The sequence below is a fragment of the Polynucleobacter necessarius genome, assembly GCF_900096755.1.
Classification (GTDB): Bacteria; Pseudomonadota; Gammaproteobacteria; order Burkholderiales; family Burkholderiaceae; genus Polynucleobacter; species Polynucleobacter necessarius_K.
Genome location: NZ_LT615227.1, coordinates 129,643 through 148,087, shown reverse-complemented (window position 1 = coordinate 148,087; position 18,445 = coordinate 129,643). Strand labels below are relative to the sequence as shown.

The following is an 18,445-nucleotide window of genomic DNA, read 5'->3' as shown; positions in this document are numbered from 1 at the left end:
AATGAATACCAACACAGAGGAGAATGTGCTGATTGAGAATATTACGTATGATGAACTCAGCATTGGTCAAAGTGCTCGCTTATTGCGTACTTTAACGCTTGAGGATATTCAGGCTTTTGCTGCTGTCTCGGGTGATACAAATCCAGCACATCTCGACCCTGAGTATGCTAACGACACTATGTTTCATGGCGTTATTGCACATGGTATGTGGGGCGGCGCATTAATATCCGCCTTACTGGGAACCAAGTTCCCGGGTCCTGGAACCAATTACTTGCAGCAGGACTTGCATTTTTCAAGACCTGTTCGGATTGGCGATACTTTAGTTGTAGTCGCTACAGTGAACTCTAAGGATGATGAAAAAAATCATGTTGAGCTTGACTGCGTGGTGCACAACCAAAATGGTGAAAAAGTCTTACATGGCACCGCTCGCATTATTGCTCCTACGAAAAAATATCACGACCTCGATTAAGCGCTCCCCATATTCAGATTTTTGATCCCGAGGCACGTTTTCATGCCTTATTAGAAAAAGCCCATCATCTTGAGTCAGTATTTTGTGCGGTAGTACACCCATGTGATGCTGAGTCTTTGATGGGCGCTGTTGATTCTGCAGTAGCAGGACTTATTAAGCCTATTCTGATTGGCCCGTCCAAGAAAATTCAAGCGATTGCGCTTGCCTCATCTATTGACATCACTCCATACGAGCTCATTGATGTTCCTCATAGCCATGCTGCTGCAGATAAAGCGGCAGAGATGGCGGTGGATCATAAGGTGGAAATGATGATGAAGGGCAGCCTGCATACAGATGAGCTCTTGCATGCCATATTGGCGCGCCCTCAGTTAAGAACCGGCAGAAGAATGTCACATGTGTTTCGTTTTGACATTCCGATGTATAGCAAGCCATTGCTGGTGACTGATGCTGCGCTCAATATTCATCCGACTCTCATGGAGAAGGTCGATATTATTCAAAATGCAATCGATTTTAGCGTCATCATGGGCGCGTCAAATCCCAAGGTGGCAATCTTGTCTGCGGTTGAGACAGTGAATCCTGATATCCCCTCTACGATTGAGGCTGCAACACTTTGCAAGATGGCTCAACGTGGGCAAATTAAGGGCGGCATCCTGGATGGCCCGTTGGCGTTTGATAATGCAATCTCCTTACATGCAGCGCAAATCAAAGGAATTGATTCTCCTGTGGCGGGTGATGCGGATATTTTGAATGTCCCCGACTTAGAGTCTGGGAACATGCTAGCCAAACAACTTGAGTATTTTGCTGGGGCCAGCGGAGCAGGCTTGGTCTTGGGCGCCCGAATTCCAGTGGCATTAACAAGTCGAGCTGATGGCCCGCGAGCTAGAGTGGCATCTGCATTACTGGGTTTATTGGTAGCTCATTCGTATCGCCCTAAAGACTAATTACCTCTGAGCAATATAAGGCGCTGAAATGGCAATCCTCTCCGTAAATGCAGGCTCATCAACCATCAAGTTTGCCATTTACCCGGTTGAAGATGGCGTTGTGAAGCCTTCGATTTTGGTCGGTAATTTTGAGGGCTTAGAACCTCATTCATGGCTCACCAGTTCTGCATTATGACTACAACGGTGTAGCCGAGACAGTGCCATTAGTGAACGCGTCAGCAGACCCATTTACATCTGCATTAGAACAGCTCAAAGAACTCATTATTTCTTTGCCCAAAATCCCAAAGATTGATGCTATTGCGCATCGCATCGTACATGGCGGTTTGTCATATGCCGATAGCGTTATCGCTAGCGATGCAATCCTAGAAGATTTAAGCCAGTTGAATTCCCTTGCGCCCTTGCATCAACCCCACAACATTGAGGGGGTCAGGGCATTTGCAAGAGCGTTCTTGGACACACCGCAAGTACTGTGCTTTGATACCGCATTCCATCAGACCATTTCCGGGACGGCATCTGCCTTTGCGCTGCCAAGAGAAATTAGTAGCCTAGGTGTTAAGAGGTATGGCTTCCATGGACTTTCGTATCAATACATTATGGGGTCTTTGTTGAATTGCTCGAGTCGCGCAAAAGGGAAAGTGCTTATGGCTCACCTGGGTAATGGGGCAAGTTTGTGCGCAGCTATAGCTGGTAAAAGCATAGCAACTACCATGGGATTTTCTGCGTTGGATGGCTTGATGATGGGGACTAGGGCTGGATCATTGGATGCCGGAGTGATCTTATACCTCCTTGAGAAAGGTTATTCTCATGATCAACTAGAGCAGTTGCTATACAAGAAAAGCGGCCTACTTGGTGTGTCTGGCATCTCAGCTGATATGCGTAAGCTTAGGGCTAATGCTGAGCCATTTGCGCAAGCTGCAATTGAATTATTTTCCTACCGAGTTGTACGTGAATCTGGTGCAATGATTGCTTGTCTCGGCGGCTTGGACGTCATTGACTTTAGCGGCGGCATAGGGGAGCATGATTCACAGCTGCGCCAAGATGTGATTGAAAAACTATCTTGGCTAGGCATCAAGCTGGATCAAGAAAAAAATCGAAATGCATGCAAGGATCAGATTGTCAGAATTAGCGCTGAAGACAGTTCAGTTGAGGTTTGGGTTGTGCCTACTGATGAAGGCATGATTGCAGCCCGTGACGCACAAAAGTTGCTCGAAAAAGATCGCGTTAGCAGGTGATAATGCGCCTCGACATAGATCTCATGTTTGATGCGATAGAAAGCCCCTCTAATTCGAGCATGGATAAGCACCCAACTTCGAACGATTGATTCTTTAAAGGCTGGAGCGGGGAAAAGAAAAAGCCACCCGAGGGTGGCTTTTGTATAACTGGTGGGTCGGGCGAGATTCGAACTCGCGACCAACGGATTAAAAGTCCGCTGCTCTACCGACTGAGCTACCGACCCAGAGTTAATCCATAAATTATAGCAAGAAGTTTCTTTCTTAGTGTTCCTCGGGTCTGTGGGGCCTGCCCGTCAGCCCTTGTAGTTACAAGTGCCTAGGAGTTGACCCGTCTGGCGACAGGCGGATTTTTGGAAAAATACTCCTTAATTCCTCTCAAAATGGCCTCTGCAATACGATCCTGGTAAGCGTCATCATTTAATCGCGCTTCCTCTTGGGGATTGCTAATAAAAGCGGTCTCAACGAGGATGGAAGGAATATCTGGGGCCTTTAGAACCGCAAAGCTTGCTTGCCCTACCTTGGGCTTGTGAAGAGTTGCAAATCCACCGATTTGCCTCAAGATCGAATTACCTACCTGTAGAGAATCTTTAATCTGGGCTGTGGTCGACATGTCTAGCAGTAGGTTGGCAACTTGACGATCCTGAGTCTTGATATTGATGCCCCCAATTAAATCTGAGGCGTTTTCTTTATTGGCCATCCAGCGTGCAGTTGTACTACTGGCCCCCATTTGAGAGAGCGCAAAGACTGAAGCGCCTCTGGCATTTCTTTCGATGAAAGCGTCTGCATGAATGGATACGAACAAATCGGCCTCTACGCGTCTCGCTTTTTGTACTCTGACATGCAGCGGCACAAAGTAGTCGCCATCTCTGGTCAAGAATGGGCGCATATAGGCTTCGCCCTCAATCTTGTCTTTCAGTCGTCTAGCAATAGCCAGGACCACATTCTTTTCTCGAGAGCCTGCTGCACCAATGGCGCCTGGGTCTTCGCCACCATGGCCAGGATCAATCGCAATTGTGATCAGTCGTTTGTACTTGGCAGGCGCTGGCGCTTCCTTCGTTTCTGGGATGGCCTGGGCAACTGGTGCGGATGGCGTCTTAGCGAGTTCTTTTTCTTTCTTGGCAGCAAATTGAGCAATCAAATCTATTTCTTCGTTTGATTTCTCAAGCGCACTTTCTTTTTTGGCGCTGCTTCTCACTAAAGCCATCAGCGGATCTGGCGGGGTAGTTGGATACAAGTCAAATACCATGCGGTAGTTGTATTCAGCCACAGGATCAAGTGTGAAGAGTTGCGGCTTGATGGGTTCTTTTAAATCAAACACTAAACGCACAACACCTGGCTGAAATTGTCCAACTCGTACTTGTGAAATATAAGGATCGTTCGGTTTTACTTTGGCAACCAAATCTTTGAGTGTCGGATTAAGTTCAAGTGCTTGCACATCAACTACCAGGCGGTCTGGATTAGTCAGAATCTGTTGCGTAATCGGTAACGGTGTATCTGACTCTAAAGTCACGCGTGTGTAGTCCTCGGAGGGCCATACACGAACACCCATAATTTTGGCGCCCCAGGCGATATCTACCTCGGTAAGCAGTAACGCAAAGCTCAAGAACTTTGCGGAAGTTTTGAGATGTTGCCTTCTAGTGAGGTTTATTTTTTTGCCGCTCATCAATTAGTAGCTTCTATTACTTCAAGTACTTTTTTGCCCGCATCCGAAAGTGCGTTCATCTCAATAGTGCGCTCATTTTCATCTGCACCAGCCGCTAACTTCATTTGAAGATCAAATGCGGGAAGGGTGCCCTCTGCTTTTTCAGGCCATTCAATGAGACAAAATCCTGGCACATCAAATAACTCTGCAAATCCAGCCTCTTGCCACTCGAGTGGATCACGCATTCTATAAAGATCAAAGTGATGGGCGGTAAACGAATGTTTGTCGCTGACTAGCGGATACGGTTCGCAAAGGGTATAGGTAGGGCTCTTTACTTTTCCACTGTGGCCTAGGCTTTGGATTAGATGTCTTGCAAAGGTCGTTTTACCAGCCCCTAGATCACCCTCTAGGGAGATGTTGAGGTGGATACCTGGAGTTTGGTGAATGGATTGCTGCAAACTGGCGGCAAGATGCTGGGCTAGGGCAGCGGTTTCCGCTTCCTGCCTACAATGTTGCTTTAGTGATGCCAGTATTTTTGTCATTGCCCCTAGTTTATTCAATTATTGAGCTACATTCTCTATCAATATGTCTTTATCTGCGACTCCAAACTCTTTAGATGAGGCCAAGTTACGAACTTGGCTGGGGGAGCAGGCCGCAAATTTAGGGTTTGACGGCTTACGTATCACCAATACGCATTTAGGCCTTGCTAGTGAGCGTTTAAATCAGTGGCTGGCTGAAGGTCGCCATGGCCATATGGACTACATGCAAAGGCATGCAGATTTACGGTCTGATCCCGAGCTCTTAGTGCCAGGAACCGTCAGAGTCATTTGTGTATCAATGAACTATCTTCCCCCTGAATTTGAGATTGAGCGGGAGTGGGGGCGTTTAGAGGATCCTCAGCAAGCTGTGGTATCGATGTATGCCAGAGGGCGCGATTATCACAAGGTTCTGCGCAATCGCTTACAAGAGTTTGCCAAATTGATCGAAGAAAAAATTGGTACCTTTGGCTACCGCGTATTTACAGATTCTGCTCCCTTGATGGAGGTGGAGTTAGCACGAAAAGCTGGTCTAGGATGGCGCGGTAAGCACACGCTATTACTCAATCGAGAATCTGGCTCAACATTTTTCTTGGGTGAGATCCTGGTGGATGTGCCATTGCCAATAGATCAAGAGCAAGAAGAGCATTGTGGAACTTGCACATCATGTATTGATGTCTGCCCTACGCAAGCTATCACTGCGCCATATCAGCTCGATGCTAGACGTTGCATCTCTTGCTTAACTATTGAGAATCCAGAATCGATTCCGGTGGAGTTTAGAAGTGCGATGGGCAATCGTGTTTATGGCTGTGATGACTGCCAGTTAATTTGCCCTTGGAATAAATTCTCAAAACGAACACAGCTGCCTGACTTTGCACAGCGCCATAGTCTAGGCCAGGCCAGTCTTATGCATCTGTGGTCCTGGACCGAAGCAGAGTTTGAGCAACGCCATGAGGGTAGTGCTATTCGTAGAATTGGCTACAGCAGATGGCGGCGTAATTTAGCAGTAGCGATGGGTAATGCTCTTGCGAGCGCTAAAGTAGATGGTGCTGATAAGGAAGTCATTCGTGCGGCCTTAAACGAAGCCCTTTCTACCGCAGATGAACTGGTGGCTGAGCATATTCAGTGGGCCTTAAGCGCTTACAATTAAGTCATGTCATCTGCAGACCAACCATTTATTGACCCTAGTGAAATCGCATTAGAAGGATCTGCGGCTGAGCGCTTTAAAAATCGTCATGATGCATTTTGGTCTAGCATTCGCGATGCCGCTGGTGCCCCTGCATTGGTTCTCTTCGCAGGCATGGTTGGTTTTGATATTTGGTTTACATCTGCAACGAGCTTATTTATGTTTGCCCTCCCTGGGCAAGTGGTGTTGCTGGAAATGGCTATTACCGGTTCCTCTGCTATTGCGATTGCCTTGGCGGTCACGTTAACGGCCACCCGTTTTATTACGATGACGGTGACGCTCTTTCCGCAGTTTCATCATCAGGATCGAAATCGAAGTCTCTATGCTTCTGTGCACCTCTTAGCTATGACTGCTTGGGCTATCTCGATGCGTGAGTTTCATTCAATCGAAACGCGCCATCGCCTTAGCTACTTTGTAGGTCTTGGCTTGGTGTGTTGGCTAATTTCTGTTCCAGGAACAATTTTGGGTTATTTCTTGGCGGGAATGGTGCCTCCCCCTGTAACCTTAGGGCTTGTATTTATTAATCCTTTGTTCTTCTTGTTGACCTTTACTGAAGTAAAGCCCTGGATTAATCGAATTGCTATTCTGATGGGATGCATTTTTGGACCAATATTTTTCTTTATCGACCGTGATACTAGTTTGCTAACCGCTGGTTTGGTCGCTGGCACGCACCATCGCTTACTTTATTGACCGAAAATTCTTGCGCAAGAAAGCAGAGGTGATAAGCTGATGAATATGATTCAGAGCGCGCTAACTGGCTGGGGTCTATGGGTTGCTTTGGTGGGAGCCTGTTTAGGCACCTATTTCTGTCGTGCAATTGGGGTGACGCTCTCGCAGCGCATTAACCAAGATAGCGAGATCTTTCGATGGTTGGCGGCTTGTTACTTACGCTATGGTTGCTGCACTCACTGTGCGCCTCATTGTTATGCCTTTGGGTTTGCTGGCAACTGTTCCTTTATGAATCCGAATATTAATTTGCGTCTTGAGTATCGCCGTCATGATGTCTAAGCCAACACGTCGCTTAGTGCCAGCCTTGTTGACTGGCACTATTTTGATGGGTCTCCTACGGAGTGATTCGCTAAATCATTGCTGTGGCGAATCACCATCCCAAAGCATTGAGTATTTAAAGGTGCGCCGCCAGAATTCTGGCGATATGAACCGCTTCTCTTTGTGTGCCATCGGCAATCTGGTGACGACAGCTAGTGCCATCCGCAACCACCAGCTATCAGGCGATTTACGAATACTTGGCAATAAGCTGGCTTCAGCCATTTGCTTAGATACTTCAATGTGCTCAGCTTCATATCCAAAGCTACCAGCCATACCGCAGCAAGAAGATTCAATTAACTTTGGCTCCGCATTCGGAATCAGTTTAAGCAGTTCCATAGCAGGGGTAACGGCGGCGAAAGATTTCTGATGGCAGTGACCATGAAACAGTACCGGCTTATCAGACGCCTTCAGTTTCAACTGAAGCGTACCAGCTTTAACTTCACTTGCTAAAAACTCTTCTAGCAATTGCGCTTTCTTAGATACGCTTACTGCGCGTTCACCAAAGCCCATCACGAGCGCTTCATCTTTTAAGGTGAATAAGCAAGAGGGCTCTAAACCAATAATTGGAATGTTCTGATCTGCATAAGGCGCTAAGTGGTCAACTAATTCACCTAGGGTGGCTTTGGCTTTATCTACCATGCCTGCCGCAAGATAGGTTCTGCCGCAGCAAAACTCTTTTGAGCAAGTATTTTCTGTGGGGCTTGCTGAGTTACTTTGATTCTTTCTTCTTGGGAATGTGAACGCGATAACCGGCAGCCTTTAGTACTTTCAATGCAGCGATGAGGTTCTCATCTTCAAAGTAAGCATTAAAGGTGTGTATCTGCCAACAGTACAACGCCCTTGCCATCAGCATTGCTTGCCAACTGATCTGGAGTGAATTGGTAAGTATTTGCTTTCTTCTGATTCCAGAAAGTCTTTGTCTTCCAAACAGGCAGACTTCTTTGCGCAGAAATACCCATGGCCCACTCTTGCAGCTTTGCAATCGGTGCAATGTGATTGCGTAAGTTCAAAATTGCCGGCAAGAATGGAATGGCGCTAATCGTGCCTGCATATTTAGGAAGATAGGCAACGGCTAAATCGCGCAATGAGTGGCCTACACGCTTCTTATAAGCAGAGAGGAACTCAATCTTCATCTTGGCCATATCCACGCCAGTTGGACATTCACGGCGACAGGCCTTGCAACTCACGCAAAGCTCCATCACCTCTTTAATGGGCATCGCTACCGAGTGGTGAAGATTCATCTTTGATATTGAGTTGATTTGAAAGCGCAAGACGTAGCGTGTTGGCTCTACCGCGGGTGAGGTGTTTTTTATCGCGAGTAACGCGATAGCTTGGGCACATTACTTCAGCGTCAAACTTACGGTTACGGCAGTGGCTATTGCACATCTCCACTGCTTTAGCCAATCCCATTGCTGTGGGTCGCCGCCTGTACCGGGCGCAGTGGTTTCTTCGGTCACTGGATCGTTCTGCACATTCCATGCCGACCAATCGAGCGCTGGTTGCAGTGGAATCACTTTATAGCTTGGCGGAAATCTAAAGTTGATGGAGTCATCCATCTTCGGAGGATTCACAATCTTGCCTGGATCAAATGCGTATTTAATTTCTGCGAGGGCTTCAGTGATCTTGGGGCCAAACTGCCAAGAGATCCACTCGCCACGACAGAGGCCATCACCATGCTCGCCGCTATAGGCGCCTTTGTACTTGCGAACCAATGCGGATGCCTCTTCTGCAACGGCACACATCTTCTGTGCGCCATCTCTACGCATATCCAAAATAGGGCGCACATGCAATGTGCCTACGGATGCGTGAGCGTACCAGGTGCCACGTGAACCATATTTAGAAAACACATCCGTCAGCGCCTGGGTGTAATCGGCCAAGCTCTCGAGCGGTACAGCGCAGTCTTCAATAAAGCTGACCGGCTTACCGTCACCCTTGAGGCTCATCATGATATTTAAGCCAGCTTTGCGCACTTCCCATAAGTTCTTTTGCAAGTTTGCATCCGGCATAGCCACTACAGAGCCAGGTAAACCTAAATCACTCATCAATTCTTGCAAGGCTTTTAGCTTTTCCAGTAAGGACGCATGTGCTTCACCAGAAAACTCTACTAACAAGATTGCTTCAGGTGTTTGGGCCGTGTGATCAATAAGAGCGGTTTCAATGGTTTTCTTAAAGCTGGGGTTGCTGCGTGCCAAGTCAATCATCGTGCGATCAACGAGCTCAACAGCAGTAGGGCCGAGCTTCACAATATGCTGAGCGCTATCCATTGCCTTGTAAAAGCTAGCGAAGTTCACAATGCCCAACACTTTATGTTGCGGCAAAGGGGCTAGGTTGACGCTGCCATCTTGGGTGTAAGGCAATTCACTTTGGGGGTTGAAGATAGCGAGGTTATATCCCGCTACCCGTCTTAATACTTTTGGAAAATGGGCCTCAATCTCAGGTGTTAGGGTATGGGCTAGATTTTTTACAAAATCACCCAGCTCTTTTGCAGCACCAGAACTAACTGTTGGCATAGTTACCAAATTGCGCTACTTGACCATTGGCAAGCCAGGCATCTATTCCTAATACGTTGTGCACCATATTGCCATAAGCAATCGAGCGGCTACCGCAAGAGTTGTTGCCTGCCATGCCGCCAATAGTGGCTTGTCCCGCAGTAGAAACATCCACCGGATACCAAAGACCATGTTGCTTGAGTGAGCCATTCAGATGGTCGAGTACGATTCCGGGCTCAACTTCTACATATCCTTTATCAAGATTGAGATCTAAAACGTTTCTGAAGTATTTGGTGTTATCAATAACGAGTGCTGCACCAGTAGTTTGACCGCATTGGCTAGTGCCGCCTCCGCGAGGCAGGACAGGAACGCTCAGTTCTGCAGCTATCTGAATAGCGCTTGCAATATCTTGTGCAGTCTTTGGAACAAAGACTGCAACAGGCATCGCTTGGTAGATTGAGGCATCGGTTGCATAACGCCTGCGACTAGCACTATCAGTCATTACTTCACCAGAGGTCTCCTGACGCAAGCGCTTAGCCAGTTGGGCTTGGTCCACCATGAGTTCTTTAAGGTCTAAGGGCTTATTCATGACTTCACTGTCTCCGTAGACATTTCTGATTTGAGTAGCTGGGCAACAACATCACGCTTATTTCTGACGTATTGAATCATGATTTTGCGCATACGGGCGCTGTCACGGGCCTTTAAGGCATCCAACATTTCTTGATGCTCTTCTACAGCCTTCTCCCACTTAACGCCATCTTGATTGGATCGAAAGCGTAGTGCTTCAATACGGGCATTAACCTGGGTAAAGAGTTTTGAAAGAACGGGATTATTGGCTGCTTGATTAATGAGGTGATGAATGCGTAAATGGAGTTTGTAATAACTTGATAAATCACGTCTTGCATAAGAAGCCATCATTTCATATTGAAGCGCCTCTAATTCAGAGAGGGCGGCATCGCTAATATTATTGGCAGCCAATTCTCCAGAAAAACCTTCCAGATCTGCAATCACATCAAAAGTATTTAAAACGCCATCTCAAGACTGAGTTGCACAGCAATCGCACCACGATTGGCAATGAGCTCTACCAATCCTTCGGCGGCTAAGCGACGAATTGCCTCTCGAATCGGGGTGCGTGACACATTGAGGCTCTCAGCCAATTCACGTTCATTGAGTTTGCTGCCCGGTGCGATCTTGCCCTCGACCAAAAGGGATCTGAGCTTCTCGAAAGTGGCTTCATGCAAATTTTGTGAATTTGGCTGCTCTAGTACTGTCATGGATCAACCCTTAGCCTTAGGCTTATTAATTTGTATACAAAATGGAAATTTCTACAAAATTGTCATATAACTAGCAGCAGAAATAACTACCTATAAACACTTTAAAAGTGAGACAAAGCATGTTGAAACTTGATAACCACGCATCAGGACGCCATTTTTTACATATTCCTGGTCCGAGCCCGGTACCTCAACGTGTATTACGCGCGATCAGCCATCAAACCATCGATCATCGTGGTCCAGAGTTTGGTGCGTTTGGCCTGAAGGAAGGTATTGGACGGCATTAAAAAGATTTTTAAAACCGAACAACCCGTCATTATTTACTCTGCATCCGGACGGAACGGGATGCCTGGGAAGGTGCGTTAGTAAACGTTCTCAATCCTGGCGACAAAGTGTTGTTCTATGAAACTGGCCAGTTTGCAAATTTGTGGCGTGCGCTTGCAAAGCGTCTAGGCTTAGATGTGGAAGTGGTTGGTAAGGCAGGTCAAGATAGTTGGCGTTGGGGTGTTTTGATGCTTCTGTGATTGAAGAGCGTTTACGCAAAGACACACAACATGAAATTAAAGCAGTTTGTGTAGTGCATAACGAAACCTCTACAGGCGTTACATCAAACATTGATTGCTGCTGTTCGAAAAGCGATTGATTCCTTAAAGCATCCAGCCTTATTGCTCGTGGATAGCGTGTCTGGCTTGGGTTCAGCGGACTATGAGCATGACAAGTGGGTGCAGATGTCACGATCTTTGGCTCACAAAAAGGCTTGATGTTGCCGCCGGGCATTGGTTTTAACGCCTTGTCACCACGCGCAATCGAAGCTAGTAAAAATAACAAAATCCATAAATCATATTGGGCTTGGGATGAAATTCTCGAGTCAAATAAAACGGGTTACTGGCCAACAACACCAAGTACTAATCTCATGTACGGTTTGCATGAAGCAATGGATATGATGATGGCTGCTTTAAGCGGCGTTGAGATGAGCTTGGGCTCCATGGGCTTTAAACCCAAGGCTAGCGGTGTAGTTGCAGCCCAAGAATTTCTCAAATAACCTCAAATAATCAATTAGTTGGGTGGAGACAGGGTGTAGTTGGGCTTGCTGAGCTGTAAGTCTAGCTACACCCCTTATAATTCAAGTACTTATATAGAAGTGCGTTAATCAAATACACCATATTCGAGACAGAAAGATTAAACATATTGGCTACTAAACCTTACTTAACTCAAGCTGATGTTCAAAAGATTTTGGATGCAGCAAACAAATATGCCGCCGCAAACAATTTGGCGGTGACTATTGCTGTTTGTGATGACGGTGGTCACATGATGGGCTTAATTCGTCGCGATGGTTGCGCTCCTTTGTCTGCTTATATTGCACAAGAAAAGGCACGTACCGCTGCAATGGGTAAACGCGAGACTCGTGTTTACGAAGAAATTATTAATAATGGTCGCCATGCTTTTTTATCTGCCCCGCACGTATCAGGCATGTTAGAGGGTGGCGTCAATATCGAGGTAAACGGGTTTACCATCGGCGCAGTCGGCGTTTCCGGCGTTAAATCTGCGGAAGATGCTGAGACCGCTAAGGCCGGCATTGCCGCCATCATGTAAGTTACCTTGACAAATACTGCTACTAAAATAAATTCTTCTCCGGGGGTTGGCGATGCCGCTACTCCCAATACCGTTAGCGAAACTAGCGCTGCTAGCGTTCCCGCTCCAGTCACAATTACTTTTGCTGACTTTGGCCTAGATCCGAAAATTCAAAAAGCGGTTCTTGAGCAGGGATATAACACTCCCACTCCAATTCAAGCTCAATCTATCCCGCACGTATTAGCGGGAAGTGATTTGATGGGCGCAGCACAAACCGGTACAGGCAAAACCGCCGCCTTTGTATTGCCGATCATTCAAAAGATTTTGCGTCACGCTAGTAACAGTGCTTCACCGGCACGTCATCCTATCCGCGCTCTAGTCTTAACGCCTACACGCGAGTTAGCCGTGCAGGTGGCTGAGAATGCTGCCAGTTATTCCAAACATACGGATTTACGCGCTGCGGTTGTGTATGGCGGCGTGGATATGAAAGAACAAGTTGCGATCCTGCGTAATGGCGTAGAGATTCTGATTGCTACCCCAGGACGTTTACTCGATCACATTGGCTCTAAGGTTGCCAACTTATCTCAGGTAGAGATTTTGGTGTTGGACGAAGCTGACCGTATGCTCGACATGGGTTTCTTGCCCGATCTGCAACGCATCATCAATTTGATTCCTGCGCAAAGACAGACTCTGTTGTTCTCTGCAACTTTCTCTCCAGAAATCAAAAAGCTCGCTCAAAGTTATTTGCGCACTCCGGTAACGGTAGAGGTGGCACGTCAAAACGCTGCTGCCGATACGGTAAAGCAGGTTGTGCACATGGTTGCTTCTGCTGACAAGCAGCGCGCGATTGTTAAAGTTTTGGAAGCCCGCACACGTGCTGGTTTATCACGCCAATGCATTATCTTTACGAACAGCCGTTTGGGTTGTGCAAAATTATCCCGTGCTCTTGAGCGCGATGGCATTAAAGCGGGTGCGATTCATGGTGATAAGAGTCAGGGTGAGCGCACTTTAACTTTAGATGCCTTCAAATCTGGTGCAATCGAAGCGCTAGTAGCAACTGACGTTGCTGCGCGTGGCTTGGATATTCCAGATATGCCTTGCGTGATTAATTACGAATTACCTTATAACGCAGAGGACTTTATTCACCGCATCGGCCGTACAGGTCGCGCGGGTAGCAAAGGTAATGCGATTGCTTTGGTGGATGTCAGCGAGAAGCGTTTGCTCGACGATATTGAAAAGTTGATGAAGCGTAAGCTGGACGTGAAGCCTTTGCCTGAAGGTGCACCTTCACAAAGTCGCCCATCATCCAGTAGCTCGAGCAGTACACCGGCAAAAATGTCTGGCCCCTTCTTCTATATGCCTTATGAGCCGGGTTCAGCACCTGCAGCATCAGCGCAATCAGCAAAGCCTGAAGAGAAAAAAGTGGGTATTACGCCCGCCAAGCCTGCAGTTGGTGCTTTATTAGGCGGCTTTAAGAAAAAGTAGGCCATGCATGAGTGGCTGCTAGTAGCCACTCAGCAATAGTGACATTCTGCCCATCAGGCAAATCTTGTAAACCCAAATGGATGGCTGCTTTGCGTAATTCAAGCAGAGCATGCTGTTCATCTTTCGTATTGATCTGCGTTGCTAAAGTTTGCTTGCTCAATTTTTCGCCATGCTCATCTAGTACCAGCGGTAAATGCAAATACTCTGGCATTGCATAACCCAGCTTATTTTGAAGATAAATTTGCCTTGCAGTATTGCTGAGTAAATCTTTGCCACGTATAACTCGTGTAATGCCTTGTTCAAAATCATCGACCACCACAGCAAGTTGATAGGTAAATAGCCCATCATTTCTCCTGAGAACAAAATCCCCAACTTCTGTATTGAGATTCTGGCTTTGGGTACCGAGCGCCAAATCCTCAAAATGAATGCGGCAATTCTCGGGAAGGGCTATCCGCCAAGCTTTTTTGGAATCCCCTGGGGTTTCAGTGGGATTGTTAATGAGGGTGGTGGGGCGGCAGGTGCCTGGATAGACTACTTCTTGGTTGCGGGGGGTCTCAATTCCTCGGCTTGCCAGGGTATTGGCAATAGTTTGTCTGGAGCAGGTGCAGGGATATAGGCAAGAGAGCCGATTTAAGCGCTCTAAAGCCTGCTGGTAGTCCGCTTGTCGCTGTGACTGATAAAACGACCTCACCATCCCAGGACAGGCCGCAGGAAAGCAATTGGGACTGAATTTCTTGGGCTGCCCCAGGTGCGCATCGCGGGGTGTCTAAATCCTCGATTCTGAGCAGCCATTTACCCCCATTTTTACGGGCGTCTAACCAGCTTCCCAGGGCGGCAACGAGGGATCCTGCGTGAAGCGGGCCGGTGGGCGAGGGAGCAAATCGCCCGCGATAGCCGTCGGCTGGGGGCGGAGGGTTTTTGAGCTTGGACACAGCTAAAATCATCTCATGGCTTCACCCCGTTTTGTACATCTTCGCATTCATTCCGAGTTTTCAATTACGGATGGAGTCGTGCGCATTGATGATGCGGTTGCCGCAGCCGTCAAAGATGAAATGGGCGCCTTAGCCATTACGGATTTAAGTAATTTATTTGGTTTGGTGCGTTTTTATACTGCAGCCCGCTCCAGCGGCATTAAGCCGATCGCTGGTGCTGACGTTTGGGTGAGCAATCCCCAGGACCCAGACCAGCCTCACCGTTTATTACTTCTGGTGCAAAACCATTCGGGCTATCTCAATTTATGCGAACTGCTCAGTAGGGCGTCTTTAGATAATCAATCGCGTGGTCGAGCTGAAGTGGATTCAGCATGGTTTAGTGAGCCTGCTGCTAAAGCAGAAGACAAAGTAGCTAAACGCACTTTATCTTATGGTTTGATTGCGCTCTCTGGTGCGCGCATGGGTGAAGTGGGCACTGCGCTATTAGCGGGCCAAGAAGATCAAGCTAAGATTATTGCAAGACGCTATGAAAAATTATTCCCAGATTCATTTTACATAGAAGTACAGCGTGGCGGAAATCCTCAAGATGAGAAGCAGCTACAACTAGCATGTCACCTCGCTAACGAATTAGATTTACCAGTAGTGGCAACGCACCCAGTGCAATTTATGCAAAGAAGCGACTTTACGGCGCATGAAGCACGGGTTTGTATCGCTGAAGGGGAGTTGTTAGGCAACCCACGCCGCACCAAAAAGTTTAATGATGAGCAGTATTTCCTCACCCAAGAGGAGATGGAAAAGCGCTTTGCAGATTTACCAGCCGCATTAGAAAACTCCGTAGAAATTGCTAAGCGTTGCAACCTCTCTTTAGTCTTGGGTCAGCCACGCCTGCCAGATTTTCCGACGCCACCTGGCATTACGTTGAACGATTATTTATTGCAGCAATCGGAAATTGGTTTGAAGCGCCATATGGAACGCAACTTCCCAGATCCCCAAGAGCGTGAAAAAGAAATGACGCGCTATCAAGAGCGTTTGGTTTTTGAGGTGAAGACGATTTCTCAAATGGGCTTCCCGGGTTACTTCTTGATCGTTGCAGACTTTATTAACTGGGCCAAAAACAATGGCGTGCCTGTTGGTCCAGGCCGTGGATCTGGAGCGGGCTCCTTAGTAGCGTATTCACTTGGCATTACCGATTTGGATCCATTGCGCTACAACTTACTCTTTGAGCGCTTCTTAAATCCAGAGCGGGTATCCATGCCCGACTTTGATATCGACTTTTGTCAGCACGGCCGTGACCGTGTGATTCAGTACGTAAAAGATAAGTACGGCAAGGATGCGGTAAGTCAGATTGCTACCTTTGGAACGATGGCTGCTAGAGCGGCGATCCGTGACGTTGGTCGCGTGCTGGAGCAGGGTTATAACTTCGTCGATGGCATTGCTAAGTTGGTTCCGAATAAGCCAGGTCAATACATGACCATTGAAATGGCGAAAAAAGAAGAGAAACAATTGGCGGAACGCGAAAAGAATGAAGATGAAGTGCGTCAACTGCTTTCATTGGCGCAACAACTTGAGGGTATGACTCGCAACGTCGGTATGCACGCTGGTGGCGTATTGATTGCGCCAGGACGCCTCACAGATTTTTGCCCGCTCTACACGCAGGAAAGTAAAGATCAAGACAGTAGCTCTGTCATTAGTCAGTTCGATAAGGACGACGTCGAAGCGATTGGTTTAGTGAAGTTCGACTTCTTGGGCTTGACCACCTTAACGATTTTGGCTGCAGCAGAGCGTTGGATTAAAGCTTTGCATGCTGATCGTAGAGATTGGAATATCGGCGAAATCCCACTGGATGATGAAAAAGCCTTTGATGTTCTAAAGCGTGCCAATACAGTCGCAGTATTCCAGCTAGAAAGCCGCGGCATGCAGGGCATGCTTCGTGAGGCTAAGCCTGACCGCTTTGAAGACATTATTGCCTTGGTGGCTTTGTATCGCCCAGGTCCAATGGACTTGATCCCAGACTTTATTGAGCGTAAACATGGGCGTCAAAAAGTTAAGTATCCAGACCCTCGTATTGAGCCAATTCTACGTGAGACCTACGGCATCATGGTGTATCAAGAGCAGGTGATGCAGATGGCGCAGATGATTGGTGGCTACTCATTAGGTGGCGCCGATATGTTGCGTCGTGCGATGGGTAAGAAAAAACCAGAAGAAATGGCGCAGCATCGCAAGATCTTTAGTGATGGTGCAAAAGCAGGCGGCATCTCTGAAGGCAAGGCAAACGAGATTTATGACTTGATGGAGCGCTTTGCGGGCTACGGATTTAATAAATCCCATGCTGCTGCTTATGCACTCTTGGCGTATCAAACCGCCTGGTTGAAGGCCTATTACCCTGCAGAATTTATGGCGGCCAACTTATCGCTCGCCATGGATGACACCGATAAGGTGAAGATTCTGTATGACGATTGCTTGACAAATAATATTCGTGTTTTCTCGCCTGATATCAACACGGGCGTGTATGAGTTCACACCATTGCGCGCACCGGATGCTGCACCTGATTCTCCTATTAGCCATGTTCGCTATGGTTTGGGCGCGGTTAGGGGAACGGGGGAGGCTGCAATTGAGGTCATCGTTAAAGCGCGTGAAGAGGGTGGGCCCTTTAAAGACCTGTTTGATTTCTGTGCCCGCGTAGATCGCCGTCAAGTCAATCGTCGCGCTATTGAGGCCTTGATGCGCGCTGGCGCTTTTGATAGCCTTTACCGTGACTCAGTGCCAGCCGGTGGGAATTTATACGACATTCGCTCTACATTGCTCGCCTCATTGGCTAGAGCGATTGAGGCTGCAGAACAAGCGGAAGCCTCGATTCATCAAGTGAGCTTATTTGATGTAGCTGGCGAAGAAAATCGCCATCTCCCAGAATTGGTCCGTGAGCCAATCTGGTCTGAGAAGAAACGTCTGCAAGAAGAAAAGACCGCTTTAGGTCTTTGCTTAACGGGGCATATGTTTGATGCTTATCGTGAAGAGACATCACACTTTATTCGTCAGCCATTATCAAAAGTAACTGAAGGTAAAGATCAGTTGATTACCGGCATTATTACCTCGGCGCGTATGTTGACTGGTCAGCGTGGCCGCATGATGATTGCCACCATCGACGATGGGACTGCTGCACTCGAAGTCACTTTATATAGTGAAGTTTATGAGCCAAATCGCTCATGGCTGAAAGAGGATGAATTACTCGTTGCTAAAGTAAACGTTACGCCCGATAAATTCTCTGGTGGTATGCGAGTTGTATCCGAGGCCGTGATGGATATAACGGGGGCTCGTATGCGTTTTGCACGTAACGTTCACGTATGCATTGATTCAGCCATTGATTTGAAAATGCTCCGCAGCCAAATAGGCCCGTATTTGATGGCTAATCGTGTGCGTGACCCGAAATTCGGTGCTCCAACCCCACCAACACCGGGTTCTAATGAGGGTGTCAAAGGCTTGCTGCTTACTGCCGCCGTGACTACCAGTGGGGGTGCTTGCTTAATGCAGTTCCCCGAAGAGTTGCGCATCTATCCAGATGACGCTTGCTTACAAAGCCTTAATCAGATTCTGGCTTCCAAACAAAAAGATCCTGTACAGGTTCAGTACCACTAAATTAGTGCGG

At 47.5% G+C, this 18,445-nt stretch carries 15 protein-coding genes, 1 tRNA gene and 4 pseudogenes; 10 read left to right on the top strand and 10 right to left on the bottom strand.

Features of this window, described 5'->3' with window-relative positions; translation table 11 throughout:
- Position 1 precedes the first annotated feature (1 nt).
- The 3 genes and pseudogenes from DXE27_RS00755 to DXE27_RS00750 all read left to right on the top strand — a co-directional run bounded on the left by DXE27_RS00755 (position 2) and on the right by DXE27_RS00750 (position 2,642).
- Positions 2-1,410 (top strand): annotated as a pseudogene (locus tag DXE27_RS00755) (bifunctional enoyl-CoA hydratase/phosphate acetyltransferase).
- A gap of 28 nt (positions 1,411-1,438) precedes the next feature.
- Positions 1,439-1,585 carry a hypothetical protein gene (locus DXE27_RS09475; protein ID WP_231969587.1) on the top strand — a complete coding sequence of 49 codons (147 nt, stop codon included), beginning with the start codon at positions 1,439-1,441 and terminating at the stop codon, positions 1,583-1,585.
- 31 nt (positions 1,586-1,616) lie between these two features.
- A complete protein-coding gene (locus DXE27_RS00750) occupies positions 1,617-2,642 on the top strand; it encodes an acetate/propionate family kinase (protein WP_231969586.1) in 1,026 nt (341 codons plus the stop codon).
- Between the two features lie 148 nt (positions 2,643-2,790).
- On the opposite strand, the gene DXE27_RS00745 is transcribed toward DXE27_RS00750, so the two are convergent.
- The 3 genes from DXE27_RS00745 to tsaE all read right to left on the bottom strand — a co-directional run bounded on the left by DXE27_RS00745 (position 2,791) and on the right by tsaE (position 4,826).
- Positions 2,791-2,866: transfer RNA gene (locus DXE27_RS00745), tRNA-Lys, on the bottom strand.
- Positions 2,867-2,958: 92 nt separating this feature from the next.
- Positions 2,959-4,305 (bottom strand): N-acetylmuramoyl-L-alanine amidase, encoded by a 1,347-nt coding sequence (locus DXE27_RS00740; RefSeq protein WP_128113668.1) that lies wholly within the window; start codon positions 4,303-4,305, stop codon positions 2,959-2,961.
- A complete protein-coding gene (gene tsaE / locus DXE27_RS00735) occupies positions 4,305-4,826 on the bottom strand; it encodes a tRNA (adenosine(37)-N6)-threonylcarbamoyltransferase complex ATPase subunit type 1 TsaE (RefSeq protein WP_128112520.1) in 522 nt (173 codons plus the stop codon). The genes DXE27_RS00740 and tsaE overlap by 1 nt, the downstream gene beginning before the upstream one ends.
- A 43-nt stretch (positions 4,827-4,869) precedes the next feature.
- Here tsaE and queG point away from each other — a divergent pair, with 43 nt between their 5' ends.
- From queG to DXE27_RS00720, 3 genes are read left to right on the top strand one after another with little or no spacing between them, the layout of a single operon-like run.
- Positions 4,870-5,970: a tRNA epoxyqueuosine(34) reductase QueG gene (queG, locus tag DXE27_RS00730; RefSeq protein ID WP_128112519.1), complete on the top strand. Its 1,101-nt coding sequence runs from the start codon at positions 4,870-4,872 to the stop codon at positions 5,968-5,970.
- 3 nt (positions 5,971-5,973) lie between these two features.
- Positions 5,974-6,696 (top strand): AzlC family ABC transporter permease, encoded by a 723-nt coding sequence (locus DXE27_RS00725; RefSeq protein ID WP_197712269.1) that lies wholly within the window; start codon positions 5,974-5,976, stop codon positions 6,694-6,696.
- A 39-nt stretch (positions 6,697-6,735) separates the two neighbouring features.
- Positions 6,736-7,014 (top strand): hypothetical protein, encoded by a 279-nt coding sequence (locus tag DXE27_RS00720; RefSeq protein WP_197712268.1) that lies wholly within the window; start codon positions 6,736-6,738, stop codon positions 7,012-7,014.
- A gap of 75 nt (positions 7,015-7,089) precedes the next feature.
- Here the strand turns inward: DXE27_RS00720 and DXE27_RS09470 are convergent, their stop codons facing one another.
- The 6 genes and pseudogenes from DXE27_RS09470 to DXE27_RS00710 all read right to left on the bottom strand — a co-directional run bounded on the left by DXE27_RS09470 (position 7,090) and on the right by DXE27_RS00710 (position 10,816).
- Positions 7,090-7,692: a (Fe-S)-binding protein gene (locus DXE27_RS09470; protein WP_231969585.1), complete on the bottom strand. Its 603-nt coding sequence runs from the start codon at positions 7,690-7,692 to the stop codon at positions 7,090-7,092.
- Between the two features lie 167 nt (positions 7,693-7,859).
- Positions 7,860-8,294 carry a hypothetical protein gene (locus tag DXE27_RS09465; RefSeq protein WP_231969584.1) on the bottom strand — a complete coding sequence of 145 codons (435 nt, stop codon included), beginning with the start codon at positions 8,292-8,294 and terminating at the stop codon, positions 7,860-7,862.
- A complete protein-coding gene (locus DXE27_RS09925; protein WP_269459779.1) occupies positions 8,260-8,394 on the bottom strand; it encodes a hypothetical protein in 135 nt (44 codons plus the stop codon). Before DXE27_RS09925 ends, DXE27_RS09465 begins: the two co-directional genes overlap by 35 nt.
- Positions 8,394-9,563, bottom strand: a complete 1,170-nt coding sequence (locus DXE27_RS09460; RefSeq protein ID WP_231969583.1) for an FAD-binding oxidoreductase — start codon at positions 9,561-9,563, stop codon at positions 8,394-8,396. The genes DXE27_RS09925 and DXE27_RS09460 overlap by 1 nt, the downstream gene beginning before the upstream one ends.
- Complete coding sequence (locus DXE27_RS09455) at positions 9,550-10,131, bottom strand: FAD-binding oxidoreductase (RefSeq protein ID WP_231969582.1); 582 nt, start codon at positions 10,129-10,131, stop codon at positions 9,550-9,552. The genes DXE27_RS09460 and DXE27_RS09455 overlap by 14 nt, the downstream gene beginning before the upstream one ends.
- Positions 10,128-10,816, bottom strand: a pseudogene (locus DXE27_RS00710) (GntR family transcriptional regulator). The gene DXE27_RS09455 and the pseudogene DXE27_RS00710 overlap by 4 nt, the downstream one beginning before the upstream one ends.
- A gap of 119 nt (positions 10,817-10,935) precedes the next feature.
- Here DXE27_RS00710 and DXE27_RS00705 point away from each other — a divergent pair.
- The 3 genes and pseudogenes from DXE27_RS00705 to DXE27_RS00695 form a co-directional block, all read left to right on the top strand.
- Positions 10,936-11,762: pseudogene (locus tag DXE27_RS00705) on the top strand (pyridoxal-phosphate-dependent aminotransferase family protein); the annotation flags it as partial.
- A gap of 239 nt (positions 11,763-12,001) precedes the next feature.
- Positions 12,002-12,406, top strand: a complete 405-nt coding sequence (locus tag DXE27_RS00700; protein WP_172457090.1) for a GlcG/HbpS family heme-binding protein — start codon at positions 12,002-12,004, stop codon at positions 12,404-12,406.
- 6 nt (positions 12,407-12,412) lie between these two features.
- Positions 12,413-13,870 carry a DEAD/DEAH box helicase gene (locus DXE27_RS00695; RefSeq protein ID WP_128112517.1) on the top strand — a complete coding sequence of 486 codons (1,458 nt, stop codon included), beginning with the start codon at positions 12,413-12,415 and terminating at the stop codon, positions 13,868-13,870.
- Here DXE27_RS00695 and gluQRS read toward each other — a convergent pair.
- Positions 13,857-14,814 (bottom strand): annotated as a pseudogene (gluQRS, locus tag DXE27_RS00690) (tRNA glutamyl-Q(34) synthetase GluQRS). The gene DXE27_RS00695 and the pseudogene gluQRS overlap by 14 nt on opposite strands.
- A 3-nt stretch (positions 14,815-14,817) precedes the next feature.
- Between gluQRS and dnaE the strand changes: the two are divergent.
- Complete coding sequence (dnaE, locus tag DXE27_RS00685; RefSeq protein WP_128112516.1) at positions 14,818-18,435, top strand: DNA polymerase III subunit alpha; 3,618 nt, start codon at positions 14,818-14,820, stop codon at positions 18,433-18,435.
- Positions 18,436-18,445 lie beyond the last annotated feature (10 nt).